This is a genomic window from Pseudomonas sp. ICMP 460 (assembly GCF_002723595.1).
GTDB lineage: Bacteria > Pseudomonadota > Gammaproteobacteria > Pseudomonadales > Pseudomonadaceae > Aquipseudomonas > Aquipseudomonas kitaguniensis.
Genome location: NZ_LKBR01000001.1, coordinates 236,294 through 253,239, shown reverse-complemented (window position 1 = coordinate 253,239; position 16,946 = coordinate 236,294). Strand labels below are relative to the sequence as shown.

Sequence of the window (16,946 nt, the reverse complement as noted above, 5' to 3'; positions counted from 1 at the left end):
ACGATCCGCCACTTTTCGACGATTTTATCGCTTCAGTCCTATATTGAAACGATTCGTGAAGGCCTCTATTTACGCCTTACAAAATGTTGCGCATGAACAAGCGAGCGTTAAAACAGTCTGTTCTGCATCGAATTTATTTACCGAGGCGCCCTGGCGCATCGCCACTTTGAGATAGCCGTCCTCCATGTTTGGTTCCAACGACGACAAGAAGAGCCCAGCTGCGGCTGGCGAGAAAAAAGGCCTGTTCGGATGGCTGCGCAAGAAGCCGCAGGAAACCGTCGTCGAACAGCCGCAGGTTCAACCTGAGCCAATCCCCGAACCGTTGGTAGACGCCGCGCCGGTTGCCGAAATCCCGGAACCCGTGGTGTTGCCAATGGCCGAGCCGGTGTTGCAGCCGCTGGTTGAGGCAGCGCCTGAACCTGCGCCCGACCACACGCCTTGGCCGACATTGCCGGTGGCTGAAGAGCCCGTGGCGTTGGTTGAAGATGTGCAGGCTGAGCACGTTGCGCCGCCGATTCCGGTCGTGGTTGAGCCGCAGCACGTTGTGGCAGACGTACTGCCAGCCGTCGAAGCGCCTGCGCCAGTAGTCGTCGAGCCTGCGCCCGTTGTAGTGGCTGCTGCCCCCGCAATTATTGAACCGCCGGTTGCGCCTGCGCCTGTCGTGGCTGCCGCCGAAACCAGCAAAACCGGGTTCTTCAGCCGTCTCAAGCAAGGCCTGAGCAAGACCAGCGCGAGCATCGGCGAAGGCATGGCCAGCCTGTTTCTCGGCAAGAAGGTCATTGATGACGAGTTGCTCGAAGACATCGAAACCCGCCTGCTGACCGCCGACGTGGGCGTCGAGGCCACTGCGGTGATCATCCAGAGCCTGACGCAGAAGGTCGCGCGCAAGCAGCTAACCGACGCCGACGCGCTCTACAAATCGCTGCAAGCTGAACTCGCGGCGATGCTCAAGCCCGTAGAAGCGCCGCTGGTGATCACCCCGAACAAACCGTTCGTGATTCTGGTGGTCGGCGTCAACGGCGCTGGCAAAACTACCACCATTGGCAAGCTGGCTAAAAAACTGCAGTTGGAGGGCAAGAAAGTCATGCTCGCCGCCGGTGACACCTTCCGCGCCGCTGCCGTGGAGCAGTTGCAAGTGTGGGGCGAGCGCAACAATATTCCGGTCATCGCCCAGCACACCGGTGCCGACTCCGCGTCGGTGATCTTTGATGCTGTGCAAGCTGCCAAGGCGCGCAACATCGACGTGTTGATCGCCGACACCGCCGGCCGCCTGCACACCAAAGACAACTTGATGGAAGAGCTGAAGAAAGTCCGCCGCGTGATCGGCAAGCTCGACGCAGACGCGCCGCATGAAGTATTGCTGGTGCTCGACGCCGGTACGGGCCAGAACGCCATCAGCCAGGCCAAGCAATTCAACCAGACGGTGCAACTCACCGGCCTGGCGTTGACTAAGCTCGACGGCACGGCCAAAGGCGGCGTGATCTTTGCGCTGGCTAAACAGTTCGGGTTGCCGATTCGTTATATCGGTGTCGGTGAAGGCATCGACGACCTGCGCACCTTTGAAGCCGAACCCTTTGTACAGGCACTGTTTGCCGAGCGGGAGCGTTCATGATTCGATTCGAACAGGTCGGTAAACGCTACGCCAACGGGCATGTGGGCTTGCATGAGCTGAGCTTTCGCGTGCGTCGCGGCGAATTCCTGTTCGTGACCGGCCACTCGGGCGCGGGCAAAAGTACCTTGCTGCGCTTGCTGCTGGCCATGGAGCGCCCGACCACCGGCAAGTTACTGCTGGCAGGCCAGGACTTGGCCACCATCAGCAATGCACAGATTCCGTTCCTGCGCCGCCAGATCGGCGTGGTGTTCCAAAACCACCAGTTGCTGTTCGATCGCACGGTGTTCAATAACATTGCCTTGCCGTTGCAGATTCTTGGACTGTCCAAGGCCGAAATCGTCAAGCGTGTGGATTCGGCTCTGGAGCGCGTGGCGCTGTCGGACAAAACCGATCTGTACCCTGGCGACTTGTCCACCGGCCAACAACAGCGCGTCGGTATTGCCCGCGCCATCGTCCATCGCCCGGCATTGCTGCTGGCCGATGAACCCACCGGCAACCTCGACCCGCGCTTGGCGGCCGAAATCATGGGTGTGTTCGAAGACATCAACCGCCTGGGCACCAGCGTATTGATCGCCAGCCACGACCTGGCACTGATCGCGCGCATGCGCCACCGCATGTTGACCCTGCAACGCGGCCGCCTGATCGGCGACGGGGAGGCCGGCGTATGAGTGCCACTCGCAGCCCTAAAGTGTCCGAGCGCGTGGCGCCGAAACCGGCCGACCCGCAACCACGCAAGAAAAAACGCGACGACGACGACGGCCCGGATTTCAGCACGCTGCTGCGCGCCTGGGTCGAAAGCCATCGCGCCAGCTTGCTCGACAGCCTGCGCCGCCTCGGCAAGCAGCCGGTCGGCAGCTTTTTCACTTGCCTGGTGATGGCCGTGGCCTTGAGCCTGCCGATGGGCTTGTCGCTGCTGCTTAATAATGTCGAGCGTCTGGGCGGTTCCTGGCAGCGCGCGGCGCAGATTTCGCTGTACTTGAACATCGACGCCAGCGCCAAAGACGGCGAGAGCTTGCGCGATGACATCAAGAACCTGCCGGGCGTAGCGGAGGCCGAGTACATCAGCCGTGACCAGGCGCTTGAGGAGTTCCAGCAACAATCCGGTTTGGGCGAGGCGCTTAAAGAGCTGCCGCAGAACCCGCTGCCGGGCGTGGTGCTGGTGACGCCGAATGAAGTCGACAAACCCGCCCTTGAAGCCCTGCGACAAAAACTTGCAGACATGCCCAAGGTGCAACAGGCGCAACTTGATCTAGTCTGGGTAGAGCGCCTGGCTGCGATTCTCAAACTGGGTGACCGCTTTGTGTTCGGTCTGACGGTGCTGTTGGTGTCTGCATTACTTTTGGTGATAGGCAATACCATTCGTCTTCATATTGAAAACCGTCGCACCGAGATAGAAGTGATTAAACTGGTCGGCGGCACGGACAGCTATGTGCGTCGGCCTTTTCTGTACATGGGCGCGCTTTATGGCTTCGGCGCCGGGATTTTGTCCTGGGGCGTGCTGGCGTTCGGCCTGGACTGGCTGAACGACGCGGTCGTCGGGCTTGCCGGTTTGTATGGCAGTGATTTTGCCCTGGCTGGGGTGCCGGTCGCCGATGGATTGAGCCTCTTGCTTGGCGCGGTATTGTTGGGGTATATCGGTGCCTGGATTGCGGTAGCAAGGCATTTACGTGAGCTGGCACCGAAGTAGTTTGAAAGCGTTAACGTCAGATTAATGTGGTTTCGTTTGTATTGACCGTATCAGTGGTTTAGGGAACTTGTCCTACGGTTCTCGGTCAATTTTCGCAGTGCTGAACTGCACGAGTTATGTGAGTCGGAGGTTTTTTCGTATGACCACTTCTATGCAACCTGTTTACGCGTTGGTCCCGGGTGCGAACCTGGAGGCTTATGTGCATACGGTCAACAGCATTCCATTGCTGACGCCCGAGCAGGAGCGAGAACTGGCCGAGAGTCTCTATTATGAGCAGGATTTGGGGGCGGCTCGGCAGATGGTGCTCGCCCACCTGCGTTTTGTCGTACATATCGCCCGTAGCTATAGCGGCTACGGCTTGGCACAGGCTGACCTTATCCAGGAAGGCAACGTCGGCCTGATGAAGGCTGTAAAGCGCTTCAACCCGGAAATGGGCGTGCGCCTGGTGTCGTTTGCCGTGCACTGGATCAAGGCGGAAATTCACGAGTTCATCCTGCGCAACTGGCGCATCGTGAAAGTCGCGACCACCAAGGCCCAGCGCAAGCTGTTCTTCAACCTGCGCAGCCAGAAGAAACGCCTGGCGTGGCTGAACAACGAAGAAGTGCATCGCGTGGCTGAAAGCCTCGGTGTGGAACCGCGTGAAGTGCGCGAGATGGAAAGCCGCCTGACCGGCCATGACATGGCTTTCGACCCGGCCGCCGAAGCGGACGACGACAGCGCTTTCCAATCGCCGGCCAACTACCTGGAAGACCATCGGTACGACCCGGCGCGTCAACTGGAAGACGCCGACTGGAGCGACAACTCCAACCACAACCTGCACGAAGCGCTCGAAGTGCTCGACGACCGCAGCCGCGACATCCTCTACCAGCGCTGGCTGGCGGAAGAAAAAGCTACGCTGCACGACCTGGCGCAGAAGTACAACGTGTCGGCCGAGCGCATTCGTCAGCTTGAGAAAAGCGCGATGAACAAGCTGAAGTTGTCGATCGCCGCCTGACCAGTAGTTTGGTCAACATGTGGGAGGATGTTTGCTCCCGATAGCAGTGCATCAGTCACTTATATATCGACTGACACAACGCCATCGGGAGCAAGCCCCCTCCCACAGTTGTTTTGTGCCGCTTGTAGATGCGATCAAATGTGGGAGCGGGCTTGCTCGCGATGGCGCAATGTCTATCACCGCAAAATGTTAACTGCGCCAGCCCCATTCTCCAGCAAACCCTCTCCCACAGTTGTTTTGTGCCGCTTGTAGATGCGATCAAATGTGGGAGCGGGCTTGCTCGCGATGGCGCAATGTCTACCACCGCAAAATGTTAACTGCGCCAGCCCCATTCTCCAGCAAACCCTCTCCCACAGTTGTTTTGTGCCGCTTGAAAATGCGATCAACTGTGGGAGCGGGCTTGCTCGCGATGGCGCAATGTCTACCACCGCAAATGTTAACTGAGCCAGCCCCATTCTCCAGCAAGCCCCCTCCCACAGTTGTTTTGTGCCGCTTGTAGATGCGATCAACTGTGGGAGCGGGCTTGCTCGCGATGGCGCAATGTCTACCACCGCAAAATGTTAACTGCGCCAGCCCCATTCTCCAGCAAACCCTCTCCCACAGTTGTTTTTTGCCGCTTGTAGATGCGATCAACTGTGGGAGCGGGCTTGCTCGCGATGGCGCAATGTCGATCACCGCAACTGTTAACTGAACCACCCCCATTCTCCAGCAAGCCCCCTCCCACAGTTGTTCGTGTAGTTCAGTCCGACCAGGGCGCTTTGCGGGAATTGTTCAGTTCCACCAGGTAACCATCGCCACCCAACTGGCCCATCTGCTGACGAATCCACGCCGCGCGCTGCGCCACATAGGCCGTTGGGTGGCTGGCGCTCCACACCCGAGGGTTAGGCAGCACCGCCGCCAGGTAGCTGGCCTGCTGGCGCGAAAGCGCTTTGGCGCTCACCCCAAAGTGATGCCGCGCCGCCGCCTCTGCGCCAAACACACCTTCGTCCCATTCCACGCTGTTGAGGTACACCTCAAGAATCCGCTGCTTGGGCCACAACACCTCGATCAGCCCGGTAAACCAGGCTTCCAGGCCTTTGCGCAGATAGCTGCGGCCGGTCCACAGGAACAGGTTTTTCGACACTTGCTGGGTCAAGGTACTGGCCCCGCGAATCGAACCGCCGCGCTCGTTATGCAGCAACGCCGCCTGAATCGCGCCAAAATCAAAGCCCCAGTGCTGCGGGAAGCGCTGGTCTTCACCGGCCATCACCGCCACTTTAAGGTCATCCGAGATCTGGTCCCACGACACCCACGTGCGCTGCAGGTCAATCGGCTCACCGTCGACCCAGGATTCAACCTTGCGCTCTACCATCAGCGCGGTGAACGGCGGCGGCACCACACGAAACAGCAGCACCAGCAGCACGCTGCCGATGGCAAACCATTTCACGACTTTGAGAAAACGCTTGAAGAGGATACGCAGCATAGAGATGGCTTGGCCGAACCCGTTGAGCGGGCCATTATACAGACCAGGCCCTTTGAGTCTGATTGGAGTTCCTCATGCTGCGTAGCTTTCTGATGCTGGCTGCCTTCTTCGGCTTCACCGGCGTTGCCCTGGGTGCCTTTGCCGCCCATGGCCTGAAAAACCGTCTGAGCGCCGAGTACCTGGCGATCTTCCACACTGGCGTGACCTACCAGTTAGTGCACGCGCTGGCGCTGTTCGGCGTGGCGTTATTGGCCGTGCACATTCCCGGCCGACTGGTGACGTGGGCGGGCATCTCGTTTGTCGTCGGTATCTTGCTGTTCTCCGGCAGCCTGTACGCGCTGACGCTGACAGGCATCAGCAAACTCGGGATCATCACGCCGTTTGGCGGGCTGGCGTTCCTGCTCGGCTGGTTCTTCCTGGGCCTCACCGCTTGGCGTTTGCAGCTGACCGCTTGACGCTCGGTGCTGACCTTTAGTGCCAATCGGGCTAGAATGCTGGCCCCTAAAAACGATGGCGGCCCGTGGCATGCGCATTCTGTTGAACGGCGAACCCTTTGAACTGCCCGACGGCGAAACCGTTGCGGCCCTGTTGACCCGCCTGGACTTAACCGGGCGTCGGGTCGCAGTGGAGCTCAATCAGGACATCGTGCCGCGTAGCCAGCACGCCGAGACCGCGCTCACCGAGGGTGACCAGGTTGAAGTGGTCCACGCCATTGGCGGCGGCTAGTCGCCCGCCGAGATTCTGCAGAACCTCACCCTATTTCGAGGATTTCCCATGAGCATCGTTCGTAGCGACAAGCCTTTCGTCTTGGCCGGTCGTACCTACCAGTCGCGTCTTCTGGTGGGCACCGGCAAGTACCGCGACATGGAAGAAACCCGCCTGGCCATTGAAGCCTCCGGCGCCGAGATCGTGACCGTGGCTGTGCGCCGCACCAACATCGGCCAGAACCCGGGTGAACCGAACCTGCTGGATATTCTGCCGCCGGACCGCTACACCATCCTGCCGAACACTGCCGGTTGCTACGACGCCATCGAAGCCGTGCGCACCTGCCGCCTGGCGCGTGAGCTGCTCGACGGCCACAACCTGGTGAAGCTGGAAGTGCTGGCCGACCAGAAAACCCTGTTTCCCAACGTGATCGAAACCCTCAAGGCCGCCGAAACGCTGGTCAAGGAAGGCTTTGACGTGATGGTCTACACCAGCGATGACCCGATCATCGCCCGCCAACTGGCCGAAATTGGCTGCATCGCGGTGATGCCACTGGCTGGCCTGATCGGCACTGGCCTGGGCATCTGCAACCCGTACAACCTGCAGATCATCCTCGAAGAAGCGAAAATTCCGGTGCTGGTGGACGCAGGCGTGGGCACTGCCTCCGACGCCACCATCGCAATGGAGCTGGGCTGCGAAGCGGTGCTGATGAACTCGGCCATCGCCAATGCCCAGCAGCCGATCATGATGGCCGAAGCCATGAAACACGCCATCGTCGCGGGCCGTCTGGCTTACCTCGCCGGGCGCATGCCGAAAAAACTGTACGCCAGCGCCTCCTCGCCGCTGGATGGTCTGATCAAGTAAGAGCCATTGATGACTGAATCAAACGAAACGCCGAACACCGTGGACGAAGGCGACGAGTCCAAGCACCGCCGCATCAAGAGTTTTGTGATGCGTGCCGGTCGCATGACCGAAGGCCAGCAAAAAGGGCTGGAGCAGGGCACGCCGCTGTTCGTCTTGCCGTTGGCCGATGCGCCGGTGGATTACGACCAGGTGTTCGGCCGTTCGGCCCCGCGTTCCCTGGAAATCGGCTTCGGCATGGGCCACTCCCTGCTGGAAATGGCGGCGGCCTCGCCGGAACAGGACTTTATTGGTGTGGAAGTGCACCGTCCGGGTGTCGGCGCGCTGCTCAATGGCGTACTGACGCAAGGCCTGACTAACCTGCGTGTTTACGACTGCGACGCGATCGAAGTGCTCAATCGTTGCATCGCCGACAACAGCCTCGACCGCCTGATGCTGTTCTTCCCGGACCCATGGCACAAGTCGCGCCACCACAAGCGTCGCATCGTGCAAGCGTCCTTCGCGGAACTGGTGCGCAGCAAGCTGAAAACCGGCGGCATTCTGCACATGGCCACCGACTGGGAACCGTACGCGGAGTACATGCTGGAAGTGATGGACGTAGCGCCCGGCTACCGCAATTTGGCCGAAGACGGCAAATGCGTGCCACGCCCGGCTGAGCGCCCGATCACCAAGTTCGAGCGTCGCGGTGAGCGGTTGGGGCATGGCGTGTGGGATTTGAAGTTCGAGAAGCTGGCTTAATTCGTCTTCGACTTGAAATGCAATCAAATGTGGGAGGGGGCTTGCTCCCGATGGCGGTGAATCAGTCACATTGATGTCGACTGTTAATCAGCCATCGGGAGCAAGCCCCCTCCCACATGTGTATCTCCCACAATGTGTATGTGTAGCTGTATCGGCTCGGGGCTCAGCGGCGGTCGGCGACTACGCCGATCAACACCAGCACCACCACCAACACTGGCGCCAGGCTGTAGTTATTGAACTGGCTGAGCCCGCGCACAATCCACGGGGTGGCGTAGATCAACGCCGCGCCGCTGCCGACCATGCACACCAGCGCCATCAACGGTACGCGCAAGGCGCCGGCGATACTGCCCAGGCGCCCTTCAACCCAGCCTTTGATGTCGGCGCCGAACAGCACCAGCAGGCAGCCGACAAGCGCCAGCGAGATTTCCGACAGGTTGCTACGGCTCCAGCGCGACGCGGTGGCGAGCAGGTCGAGTACCCAATCCATTCGATTTCCTTAGAGCGTCAGCTCAAAAACTTCTGCAACAGGTCATTGAGAAAGAGTTGCCCGCGGTCGGTCGCCGCCAGGCGTGACGGTTCGACCTGCATTAAGCCACTTTGTTCTGCCTCTTCGCGTGCTTCAGTGAGGCTCGCCAGATCGAGGCCTGTGCGCTCGGCGTAGAGCCTGGCGTCGACGCCTTCGGTGAGCCGCAACGCGTTCATCAGGAACTCGAACGGCAGCTCGTCGTTGGTCAGTTCTTTCGCGCCGGCCTGAAAGCTTTTGGCCGGGTTCAGGTAGTCCTTTGGCGCGCGGGTTTTCCAGGTGCGCACGATGCGCCCGTCCGGGTGGCTGAGCTTGCCGTGGGCGCCGGCGCCGATACCGATAAAGTCGCCGAAGCTCCAGTAATTCAGGTTATGCCGCGCCGGGCGGCCCGCTTGAGCGTAGGCCGACACCTCGTATTGCGCGTAACCGTGTTCGGCCAGCAGCGCCTGGCCCGCTTCCTGAATGTCCCACAGCGTATCGTCTTCCGGCAGCACAGGCGGCTGGTTCCAGAACACCGTGTTGGGTTCCAGCGTCAGTTGGTACCACGACAAATGCGTCGGTTTGAGGGCGATGGCCTGGCGCAGGTCGTTCAAGGCGTCTTCCAGTGACTGGTCGGGCAAGCCATGCATCAGGTCCAGGTTGAAGTTATCGAACCCGGCCTGACGCGCCATGCCGGCCGCACGCACGGCTTCGTCGCCGTTGTGGATACGGCCCAGCGCCTGGAGTTTTTCCTGCTGGAAGCTCTGGATGCCAATCGACAGGCGGTTGATCCCCAGCGCCCGGTAGGCCACAAACTTCTCTTGCTCAAAGGTCCCGGGGTTGGCTTCCAGGGTGATCTCGATGTCGGCGGCAAACGCAATGCGCGCCTCTACGCCCTCAAGCAAACGGCCCAGCGCGGCGGCGCTGAACAGGCTGGGCGTACCGCCACCAAAGAAAATCGAACTCAGCTCACGGCCGTAAACCGCGTGCAGGTCTTGATCAAGGTCAGCCAGCAACGCATCCACGTACTCTTCTTCCGGCAGCACCTTGCTCGCGGTGTGGGAGTTGAAGTCGCAATAAGGGCATTTGCGCACGCACCACGGGATGTGGATGTACAGCGCCAGGGGCGGCAGCAGCGGCAGTGGCGCCCGCGGTGTTTGCGCGCCGCCGTGGATCAGCGGCTGCGCAGAGGTGTTCTGGGTCATTTCAGTTCAGGCCCAGACGCTGACGCAGCAGCACCATGGCGCGGGCGCGATGGCTGATTTGGTTCTTGTCCGCCGGGCTCAGTTCAGCGCTCGACACATTACGCTCCGGCACCCAGAACAATGGGTCGTAGCCAAAACCCTGTTCGCCGCTGGCGGCGTGCAGGATGCGCCCGTGCCACAGGCCTTCGCAGAGAATCGGCAACGGGTCATCGGCATGCCGCACCAGCGCCAGCACGCACACAAACTGCGCGCCGCGTTGTGCATCCGGCACGTCCTTGAGCGCGTCCAGCAGCTTGGCGTTGTTCGCCGCGTCGCCCTTGCCGTCGGCATAACGCGCCGAGTAAATGCCGGGCGCGCCGCCAAGAAAATCCACCGCCAGGCCCGAGTCATCCGCCAGCGCCGGCAGGCCGGAAATACGCGCGGCATTGCGCGCTTTGAGGATGGCGTTCTCGACGAACGACAGGCCGGTTTCTTCCGGCTCAACCTGGCTGAATTCGCCAATTGAGCGCAGTTGCACGGACTCACCGAGCATGGCCTGGAGTTCTTTGAGTTTGCCGGCGTTATGGCTGGCCAGTACGAGGTGCGTGAGGTTCATTTATTCAGCCGGAAAGAGTTCTTGGACGAAATTGAAACTGTGCGCCTTGCCACCGGTTTCAACGTTGATCGTGAAGGTCCTGAATTCCTGTTGCGGCACCGAATACGGCGCGAGGTAATTGGTCGCGCCTTTTTCGGTGATCTGCTTGAACGTCAGTACTTCGCTCTTGCCGCTCAAGTCTTTGATGGTGCCGGTGACTTGCGCCACCACGGGCGTCACGCCCTTGAACACCGACACATTGATCAAACCCTTGTTCTTGCTGCGCACCACGCCCACCGCCTGCGCGGTTTCGGGCTGCAGGAAGCTGGACGTGAAGGTGTTGTAGCGCACGGTGATGTCGCCAAATTCTTTCTTGCGATCAGGGTCGATAACGTCGGCCGCCATGGCGTTGACGCCAAGCAGTGCGGTCAGTAAAAAAACAGCCAAACGGCTCATGTGCGTCCCTCTTGAAAATGATTAGACGGCAATTTTGTGGTCGGCGAGGCCCGGGCTGCTGACCCGGTAAATACCGATTTCGCCCAACAGATTGGGCCATAGTTTACTCGCCCAGCCGTGGCGGTGCTGTTGATCGACAGCAAGGCGGTTGATCACTTTGGCCTCACGTTCGCCGCACAACGCTTCGAAGTCCTGGAAGGTGCAAAAGTGGATGTTCGGCGTGTTGTACCACGTGTATGGCAGGAAATCCGACACCGGCATCCGGCCCTTGGTGGCCAGGTACCATCGGCAGCGCCAGTGGCCGAAGTTGGGGAAAGTGATGATGCACTGGCGGCCCACACGCAGCATTTCGTCAAGAATGCGGTCCGGGTAATGCACCGCTTGCAGGGCTTGGGTCATCACCACGATGTCGAAGCTGTCGCTGGCAAAGTTGCCGAGGCCTTTGTCCAGGTCCTGCTCGATCACGTTGATGCCCTTGGCCACGCACTGGGCGATGTTGTCCGGGTCGTTTTCCAGGCCATAGCCGGTGACTTGCTTGTTGTCGCGCAGCCAGCTCAGCAGTTCGCCATCGCCGCAGCCAAGGTCGAGCACGCGGCTGCCGGCGGGGATCCAGTCTTGGATGATTTCCAGGTCGGCTCTCATGGCGTTCTCACAAAATGATGCGGTTCATGTAGTTGCTGAAAGCCTGCAGGTAGCGCGGGATCGGAATCAGGAAGGCGTCATGGCCTTGCGGAGCATCGATTTCCAGGTAGCAGACGTCTTTCTTGGCGGCCATCAAGGCGTCGACCAGCTCACGCGAGCGTGCTGGCGAGAAGCGCCAGTCGGTGGTGAACGACATCACGCAGAACTTGGCCGTGGCGCCTTCGAAGGTTTTTGCCAGGTCGTCATCAAAGTTCGCCGCAGGGTCGAAGTAGTCCAGCGCCTTGGTCATCAGCAGGTAGGTGTTGGCGTCGAAACGCCCGGAAAATTCTTCGCCCTGATAACGCAGGTAGCTTTCCACTTGGAACTCGACGCTGTGGAAGTCGTAGTTGAGCTTTTCGCTCTTGAGCCCACGGCCGAATTTCTCGCCCATGGAATCATCCGACAAGTAGGTGATGTGCCCGACCATTCGCGCGAGCATCAAGCCGCGCTTGGGGATCACGCCAGCTTCCTGGAACGAACCGCCATGGAACTCGGGGTCGGTGAGAATCGCCTGGCGCGCCACTTCGTTGAAGGCGATGTTCTGCGCCGACAACTTGGGAGCCGAGGCAATCGCCAGGCAATGGCGTACGCGGTCCGGGTAGCTGATGGTCCATTGCAGCGCTTGCATGCCGCCGAGGCTGCCGCCGATAACGGCAGCCCATTGGCGAATGCCCAGCAGGTCGGCGAGGCGCGCCTGGCTATGCACCCAGTCTTCGACGGTGAGCACCGGGAAGTCTGCGCCGAACGGCTTGCCGGTCTCCGGGTTCAGGCTGCTCGGGCCGGTGGAACCGTTGCAGCCGCCGAGGTTGTTCAGGCTGACAACAAAGAATTTGTCGGTGTCGATGGGCTTGCCGGGGCCGATGCAGCTGTCCCACCAGCCGGGCTTGCGCTCGTCAACGCTGTGGAAACCAGCAGCGTGGTGATGGCCGGACAAGGCGTGGCAGATCAGCACGGCGTTGCTCGCCGTGGCGTTCAGTTGGCCGTAGGTTTCGTAGATCAGGTCATAGGCAGGCAGCGAACGCCCGCAGGCCAGGGCCAGCGGTTCGCCGAAGTGCGCCACTTGGGGCACGACCAGTCCAACAGAATCTTGGGGAAAGGCAGTTGGCATCGACCCTGCTCTCGTTTAAATGAGGCGTAAGTCTAAAGAGCAGTGACCCCAGCGGCAAGCAAAGGCCTGCACCAGTACGCAGATACAAAATGTGGGAGCTGGCTTGCCTGCGATGCAGGCACCTCGGTGTTCCAGTGACACCGCAGTGATTCAATCGCAGCCAAGCCAGCCCCCACACACGCGGCTCGCGAATCAGATCAGCCCGAACAGCTCTTTAGGCATGAACGCATAGTAAGCCAGGCGCGGGATCACCCAGCTTTGCAGCAGTTGGATCGCGATAAACGCGAAAATCGGCGAAATATCCAGGCCACCGAGGTTGGGGATCAACCGACGGAAAGGCGCCAGCACTGGCTCGGTAATTTGGCCCACCAGCTCGGCACCAGGGCTGCGGCTGCCCGGTGCGACCCACGAGAGGATCACGCTGATGATCATTGACCAGAAGATGATTTTCAAAAACAGCGAGAAAATGCCGATCAGGCCCCATGGCAACAGCAGCACGGTGAAGGCCTGGTAGCCGCTGAGCATCAGGATCACCACAAACAGCGCAATCTGCAGCAGCAACGCCAGCACCAGCGACGACATGTCCAGGCCGAACAGGCTCGGGATCACTCGGCGCAACGGCTTGAGCAGCGGTTGGGTGGCCTTGACCACGAACTGGCAGAGCGGGTTGTAGAAGTTCGCCCGCACCAGTTGCAGGATAAAACGCATCAGCACGATCAGCAGGTACAGGCTGCCCAAGGTCTGGATGATGAAAATGGCAGCGTCATTGATTCCGAGCATGTTGGTTTCCTATGAAGGGGACGACTATTTGCCCAGTTGCTCGGCCATTTCAGCCGAACGATGCGAGGCAGCACCCAGTGCTTTTTCCACCAGGGCTTCAAAGCCTCCGGCCTGGAACGATTCGATGGCAGCCTGCGTGGTACCGCCTGGCGAGGTTACGCGGCGGCGCAGCTCGGCAGCGTCCACTTCGCTGGACACCGCCATTGTCGCAGCGCCCAGCGCCGTTTGCTCGGCCAGTTGCTCGGCAATTTCGCGTGGCAGGCCCAGCTTCACGCCAGCGGCGGTCATGGCTTCGATCAACAGGAAGAAGTAGGCCGGGCCGCTGCCGGACACGGCGGTGACCGCGTCCAGTTGCTGCTCGTGTTCCAGCCACACGGCGATGCCCACCGCAGACAACAGTTCTTGCGCCTGATCACGCTGTGCGGCGTTGACTTCGGCAGTCGCGTACAAGCCGCTCACGCCCTTGCGCAGCAGCGCCGGGGTGTTGGGCATGCAGCGCACGATGGGTTGAGCACCGAGCCATTGGGTCATGCTGGCGCAGGTAATACCGGCGGCGATCGACACCACCAACTGCTGCGGTTGCAGGCTCGGGCGCAGGCTTTCGCACACGGCCTTCATGGCTTGCGGCTTGACCGCCAGCACGATGACGTCAACGCCCTGGATGGCCTCGGCGTTGTCGGCAAACGTTTCAATGCCGTGCTCGGCGCTGACGCGGGCGCGGGTCTCGGCGCCCGGGTCGCTGGCGCGGATCTGCGCGGCTTCCAGGCCTTTGGCCCGCAGGCCACCGATCAGACTGGCCGCCATGTTACCGGCGCCGATAAAGGCAATACGCGTGTTGCTCATGACAGGTCCTTATTCAGAGGGAAGTCAGCCATTTACGGCTGGCCGTAGTCGCGGGCGCCAAACAGCGCGGTACCGATCCGCACCCACGTGGCGCCTTGGGCGATGGCCGACTCAAGGTCTTCGCTCATGCCCATGGAAAGTGTGTCGAGCGGCAGGTTCAAACTGGCTTGCAACTGGCGCACCGTGGCGAACGCGGCGTCTTGCGCGGCGCGGTCGTCCGTCGGCTCAGGGATTGCCATCAGGCCACGCAGCTTCAGGCGCGGCAGGGCGCTGATCGCATTGGCCAGGGCCGGCAGGTCGGCGGGCGTACAGCCGGACTTGCTGGCTTCGCCACTGACGTTGACCTGAATGCAGATATTCAGCGGCGGCAGGTCGGCCGGGCGTTGTTCGGACAGGCGTTGTGCGATTTTCAGGCGTTCCACGGAATGCACCCAAGCGAAGTTCTCGGCGATAGCGCGCGTCTTGTTCGATTGAATGGGGCCGATGAAGTGCCAACTCAAGGGCAGATCGGTTAATTCGGCCTGTTTGCCCAAGGCTTCCTGAAGGTAGTTCTCGCCAAAATCGCGGGCCCCGGCGGCAAACGCTTCGCGCACGGCTTGCGCGGGTTTGGTCTTGCTCACGGCCAGCAGGTGAATGCTGCTTTCGTCACGTTGCACGGCGTGGGCCGCGGCACGGATACGTTCGCTAACCAAGCCAATGTTGTCTGCTATCGTCGACATTCAAGATGCACCCGTGGATATGGAGTCCGCGGCATTCTACTGGAAATGGAAAGCCCTATGGATATCACTGAATTGCTCACGGCCAGCGTGCGCCGTGGCGCCTCCGACCTGCATTTGTCGGCCGGGCTGGCACCGATGCTGCGCGTCGATGGTGAGGTCTGGCCGCTGGATGGGCCGGCGCTTTCACCGCCGCAAGTTGCGGACTTATTGAGCCCTTTGCTCAGCCAATACCAACAAAAGGATTTCGAAACATCTCTTGAAACGGATTTTGCCTTTGAACTGCCGGGCGTGGCGCGGTTCAGGGTGAATGTGTTTAAGCAGGATCGCGGCATGGGCGCGGTGTTTCGTACGATTCCGGCACAGGTACGAAGCCTCGAAAGCCTGGGGCTGGGGCCTGTGTTTCAGCGCATTGCCGAGTTGCCGCGCGGCCTGGTGTTGGTCACCGGGCCTACCGGGTGCGGCAAGTCCACCACACTGGCGGCGATGATCGACTACCTCAACCGGCACCGGCGTCAGCACATCCTCACCCTGGAAGACCCCATCGAATTTATCCACACGCCGCAGCTGGCATTGATCAACCAGCGGCAAGTGCACCGCGATACCCACAGTTTTTCGGTAGCGCTGCGTTCGGCGCTGCGCGAAGACCCGGATGTGATTCTGGTGGGCGAGTTGCGTGACCTCGAAACCATCCGCCTGGCGCTGACCGCGGCCGAGACCGGGCATCTGGTCTTTGGCACCTTGCACACAACCTCGGCGGCGAAAACCGTAGACCGGCTGGTCGATGTATTCCCGGCGGGGGAAAAGGCCACGGTGCGCTCGATGCTGTCTGAGTCGTTGCAGGCGGTGGTGGCCCAGGTGCTGGTGAAGAAGGTCGGCGGCGGGCGAGTGGCGGCGCACGAAATCATGCTGGGCACGCCGGCCATTCGTAACCTGATTCGCGAGGACAAGGTGGCGCAGATGGTTTCAGCGATTCAGACCGGCGGGGCGCTGGGCATGAAGACGCTGGACATGAGCTTGAAGGCGTTGGTCGGCGAGGGGCTGGTTAGCCTGGAAGACGCGCGCGGGCAGGCGAGGGTGCCAGCAGACCTATGAAGTGGCTCGGCAACTGAAATCAAATGTGGGAGGGAGCAAGCGCCCTCCCACATGTTTTACCGCATTCAGCCCGGTATCAGCGCTGCACAATCCGCAGATTGCTTTGTTCTTTAGGCAGAACACGTTTGGCAACCACGTAGTTCTTGTCCCAGAACGGCTTTTTCAGCGTGTCGATGCTCACCGCTTTGCCACGGCTTGGGGCGTGGATAAAGCGATCGTTGCCCATGTAGATGGCAACGTGGTTGACCTGGCGGCTCTTCAATTTGAAGAACAACAGGTCGCCCGGTTTCAGGTCTTTGCGATCAACCTTCATCCCGTGGCCGGCGGCCATGGCGTTGGAGGTGCGTGGCAAATCCACCGCTTTTACGTCATTAAACGCATATTTCACCAAACCACTGCAGTCGAACCCTTTACTTGGGCTGCTGCCGCCCCAACGATAAGGAGTGCCGAGCACGTTAACGGCGCGGCTGAGGACGTTGCTGCTTTGCTTGGTGTTAACCGCCATAAGACCGGGAGTGGCTTTGCCGTTGTGGGCCTTGCTCAGTTGAGTTGGGCGTTTAACAGTCAGCTTTGCGGTTTTGGCAGTGCCTGGAGCGCTATGAACTTTAGGGGTAAAACCGTTAACGTTAGGAAGTCGTTGCTCACGATTGGTGGCGTGGGCGGCCAGTGGCATTAATAGGCAGATGGTTAGCCATGTCTTGAAAAATGGTCGCATTCGGCGTGGCTCTTTTAGGTTTGCGCGCAACTTTATAACAGCTTTTTGTGTCGTTCTCAGGCCGTTTGTCGACTGAACCCTGGGGTCAAATTCGTTAAAACGCGACGAATTGGCGCTATTGTCCGACAGAAGTCAGGTGGCATAAGGCTTTGCGGGAAGGACGATACCATTTGCCGTGCGTCGGGCGCCCGTAAAAAAGTCACAAAGAAAAT

The 16,946-nt window shown here is 60.3% G+C and carries 20 protein-coding genes; 9 read left to right on the top strand and 11 right to left on the bottom strand.

The features are described from left to right. Positions 1 to 184: 184 nt before the first annotated feature. The 4 genes from ftsY to rpoH all read left to right on the top strand — a co-directional run bounded on the left by ftsY (position 185) and on the right by rpoH (position 4,293). Positions 185 to 1,612: a signal recognition particle-docking protein FtsY gene (gene ftsY, locus AO240_RS01185; RefSeq protein ID WP_099234843.1), complete on the top strand. Its 1,428-nt coding sequence runs from the start codon at positions 185 to 187 to the stop codon at positions 1,610 to 1,612. After that, on the top strand, positions 1,609 to 2,280 hold the full coding sequence (ftsE, locus tag AO240_RS01180; protein ID WP_003213784.1) for a cell division ATP-binding protein FtsE: 672 nt from the start codon (positions 1,609 to 1,611) through the stop codon (positions 2,278 to 2,280). Before ftsY ends, ftsE begins: the two co-directional genes overlap by 4 nt. After that, positions 2,277 to 3,299: a permease-like cell division protein FtsX gene (ftsX, locus tag AO240_RS01175; protein ID WP_099234842.1), complete on the top strand. Its 1,023-nt coding sequence runs from the start codon at positions 2,277 to 2,279 to the stop codon at positions 3,297 to 3,299. The genes ftsE and ftsX overlap by 4 nt, the downstream gene beginning before the upstream one ends. Before the next feature lie 139 nt (positions 3,300 to 3,438). Further along, complete coding sequence (gene rpoH / locus AO240_RS01170) at positions 3,439 to 4,293, top strand: RNA polymerase sigma factor RpoH (protein WP_058413665.1); 855 nt, start codon at positions 3,439 to 3,441, stop codon at positions 4,291 to 4,293. Between the two features lie 739 nt (positions 4,294 to 5,032). Here rpoH and mtgA read toward each other — a convergent pair. Beyond that, entirely contained in the window at positions 5,033 to 5,755 is a 723-nt protein-coding gene (gene mtgA, locus AO240_RS01165; RefSeq protein ID WP_099234841.1) for a monofunctional biosynthetic peptidoglycan transglycosylase, read from the bottom strand. A 74-nt stretch (positions 5,756 to 5,829) separates the two neighbouring features. On the opposite strand from mtgA, the gene AO240_RS01160 reads away from it, so the two are divergent. The 4 genes from AO240_RS01160 to trmB all read left to right on the top strand — a co-directional run bounded on the left by AO240_RS01160 (position 5,830) and on the right by trmB (position 8,059). Continuing rightward, the gene (locus AO240_RS01160; RefSeq protein WP_099234840.1) at positions 5,830 to 6,210 is read left to right on the top strand and encodes a DUF423 domain-containing protein; all 381 of its coding nucleotides are present in this window, start codon (positions 5,830 to 5,832) and stop codon (positions 6,208 to 6,210) included. A gap of 70 nt (positions 6,211 to 6,280) precedes the next feature. Further along, positions 6,281 to 6,481: a sulfur carrier protein ThiS gene (gene thiS, locus AO240_RS01155; RefSeq protein ID WP_058414559.1), complete on the top strand. Its 201-nt coding sequence runs from the start codon at positions 6,281 to 6,283 to the stop codon at positions 6,479 to 6,481. Positions 6,482 to 6,529: 48 nt separating this feature from the next. Beyond that, positions 6,530 to 7,324, top strand: a complete 795-nt coding sequence (locus AO240_RS01150) for a thiazole synthase (protein WP_017845016.1) — start codon at positions 6,530 to 6,532, stop codon at positions 7,322 to 7,324. Positions 7,325 to 7,333: 9 nt separating this feature from the next. Next, positions 7,334 to 8,059 carry a tRNA (guanosine(46)-N7)-methyltransferase TrmB gene (gene trmB, locus AO240_RS01145; RefSeq protein ID WP_058414558.1) on the top strand — a complete coding sequence of 242 codons (726 nt, stop codon included), beginning with the start codon at positions 7,334 to 7,336 and terminating at the stop codon, positions 8,057 to 8,059. A gap of 163 nt (positions 8,060 to 8,222) precedes the next feature. Here the strand turns inward: trmB and AO240_RS01140 are convergent, their stop codons facing one another. From AO240_RS01140 to AO240_RS01100, 9 genes are all read right to left on the bottom strand, one after another. Next, positions 8,223 to 8,546, bottom strand: a complete 324-nt coding sequence (locus AO240_RS01140) for a DUF3392 domain-containing protein (RefSeq protein WP_058414557.1) — start codon at positions 8,544 to 8,546, stop codon at positions 8,223 to 8,225. A gap of 17 nt (positions 8,547 to 8,563) precedes the next feature. Next, positions 8,564 to 9,766, bottom strand: coding sequence for a radical SAM family heme chaperone HemW (hemW, locus tag AO240_RS01135; protein WP_099234839.1), 1,203 nt, complete (start codon positions 9,764 to 9,766; stop codon positions 8,564 to 8,566). Between the two features lies 1 nt (position 9,767). Beyond that, positions 9,768 to 10,361, bottom strand: a complete 594-nt coding sequence (gene rdgB / locus AO240_RS01130) for an RdgB/HAM1 family non-canonical purine NTP pyrophosphatase (protein WP_058414555.1) — start codon at positions 10,359 to 10,361, stop codon at positions 9,768 to 9,770. Next, positions 10,362 to 10,796 carry a DUF4426 domain-containing protein gene (locus AO240_RS01125; protein ID WP_058414554.1) on the bottom strand — a complete coding sequence of 145 codons (435 nt, stop codon included), beginning with the start codon at positions 10,794 to 10,796 and terminating at the stop codon, positions 10,362 to 10,364. 21 nt (positions 10,797 to 10,817) lie between these two features. Further along, on the bottom strand, positions 10,818 to 11,438 hold the full coding sequence (gene metW / locus AO240_RS01120; protein WP_099234838.1) for a methionine biosynthesis protein MetW: 621 nt from the start codon (positions 11,436 to 11,438) through the stop codon (positions 10,818 to 10,820). Between the two features lie 7 nt (positions 11,439 to 11,445). Next, positions 11,446 to 12,585 carry a homoserine O-acetyltransferase gene (locus AO240_RS01115; protein WP_058414552.1) on the bottom strand — a complete coding sequence of 380 codons (1,140 nt, stop codon included), beginning with the start codon at positions 12,583 to 12,585 and terminating at the stop codon, positions 11,446 to 11,448. A gap of 192 nt (positions 12,586 to 12,777) precedes the next feature. Next, positions 12,778 to 13,365 carry a YggT family protein gene (locus tag AO240_RS01110; protein ID WP_058414551.1) on the bottom strand — a complete coding sequence of 196 codons (588 nt, stop codon included), beginning with the start codon at positions 13,363 to 13,365 and terminating at the stop codon, positions 12,778 to 12,780. A gap of 24 nt (positions 13,366 to 13,389) precedes the next feature. Then, entirely contained in the window at positions 13,390 to 14,208 is an 819-nt protein-coding gene (gene proC, locus AO240_RS01105) for a pyrroline-5-carboxylate reductase (RefSeq protein ID WP_099234837.1), read from the bottom strand. Positions 14,209 to 14,240: 32 nt separating this feature from the next. Beyond that, positions 14,241 to 14,927: a YggS family pyridoxal phosphate-dependent enzyme gene (locus AO240_RS01100; RefSeq protein WP_099234836.1), complete on the bottom strand. Its 687-nt coding sequence runs from the start codon at positions 14,925 to 14,927 to the stop codon at positions 14,241 to 14,243. A gap of 57 nt (positions 14,928 to 14,984) precedes the next feature. Between AO240_RS01100 and AO240_RS01095 the strand changes: the two genes are divergently transcribed. Continuing rightward, positions 14,985 to 16,019, top strand: coding sequence for a type IV pilus twitching motility protein PilT (locus AO240_RS01095; RefSeq protein ID WP_099234835.1), 1,035 nt, complete (start codon positions 14,985 to 14,987; stop codon positions 16,017 to 16,019). 76 nt (positions 16,020 to 16,095) lie between these two features. Here the strand turns inward: AO240_RS01095 and AO240_RS01090 are convergent, their stop codons facing one another. Next, positions 16,096 to 16,734, bottom strand: a complete 639-nt coding sequence (locus AO240_RS01090) for a C40 family peptidase (protein ID WP_099234834.1) — start codon at positions 16,732 to 16,734, stop codon at positions 16,096 to 16,098. Positions 16,735 to 16,946 lie beyond the last annotated feature (212 nt).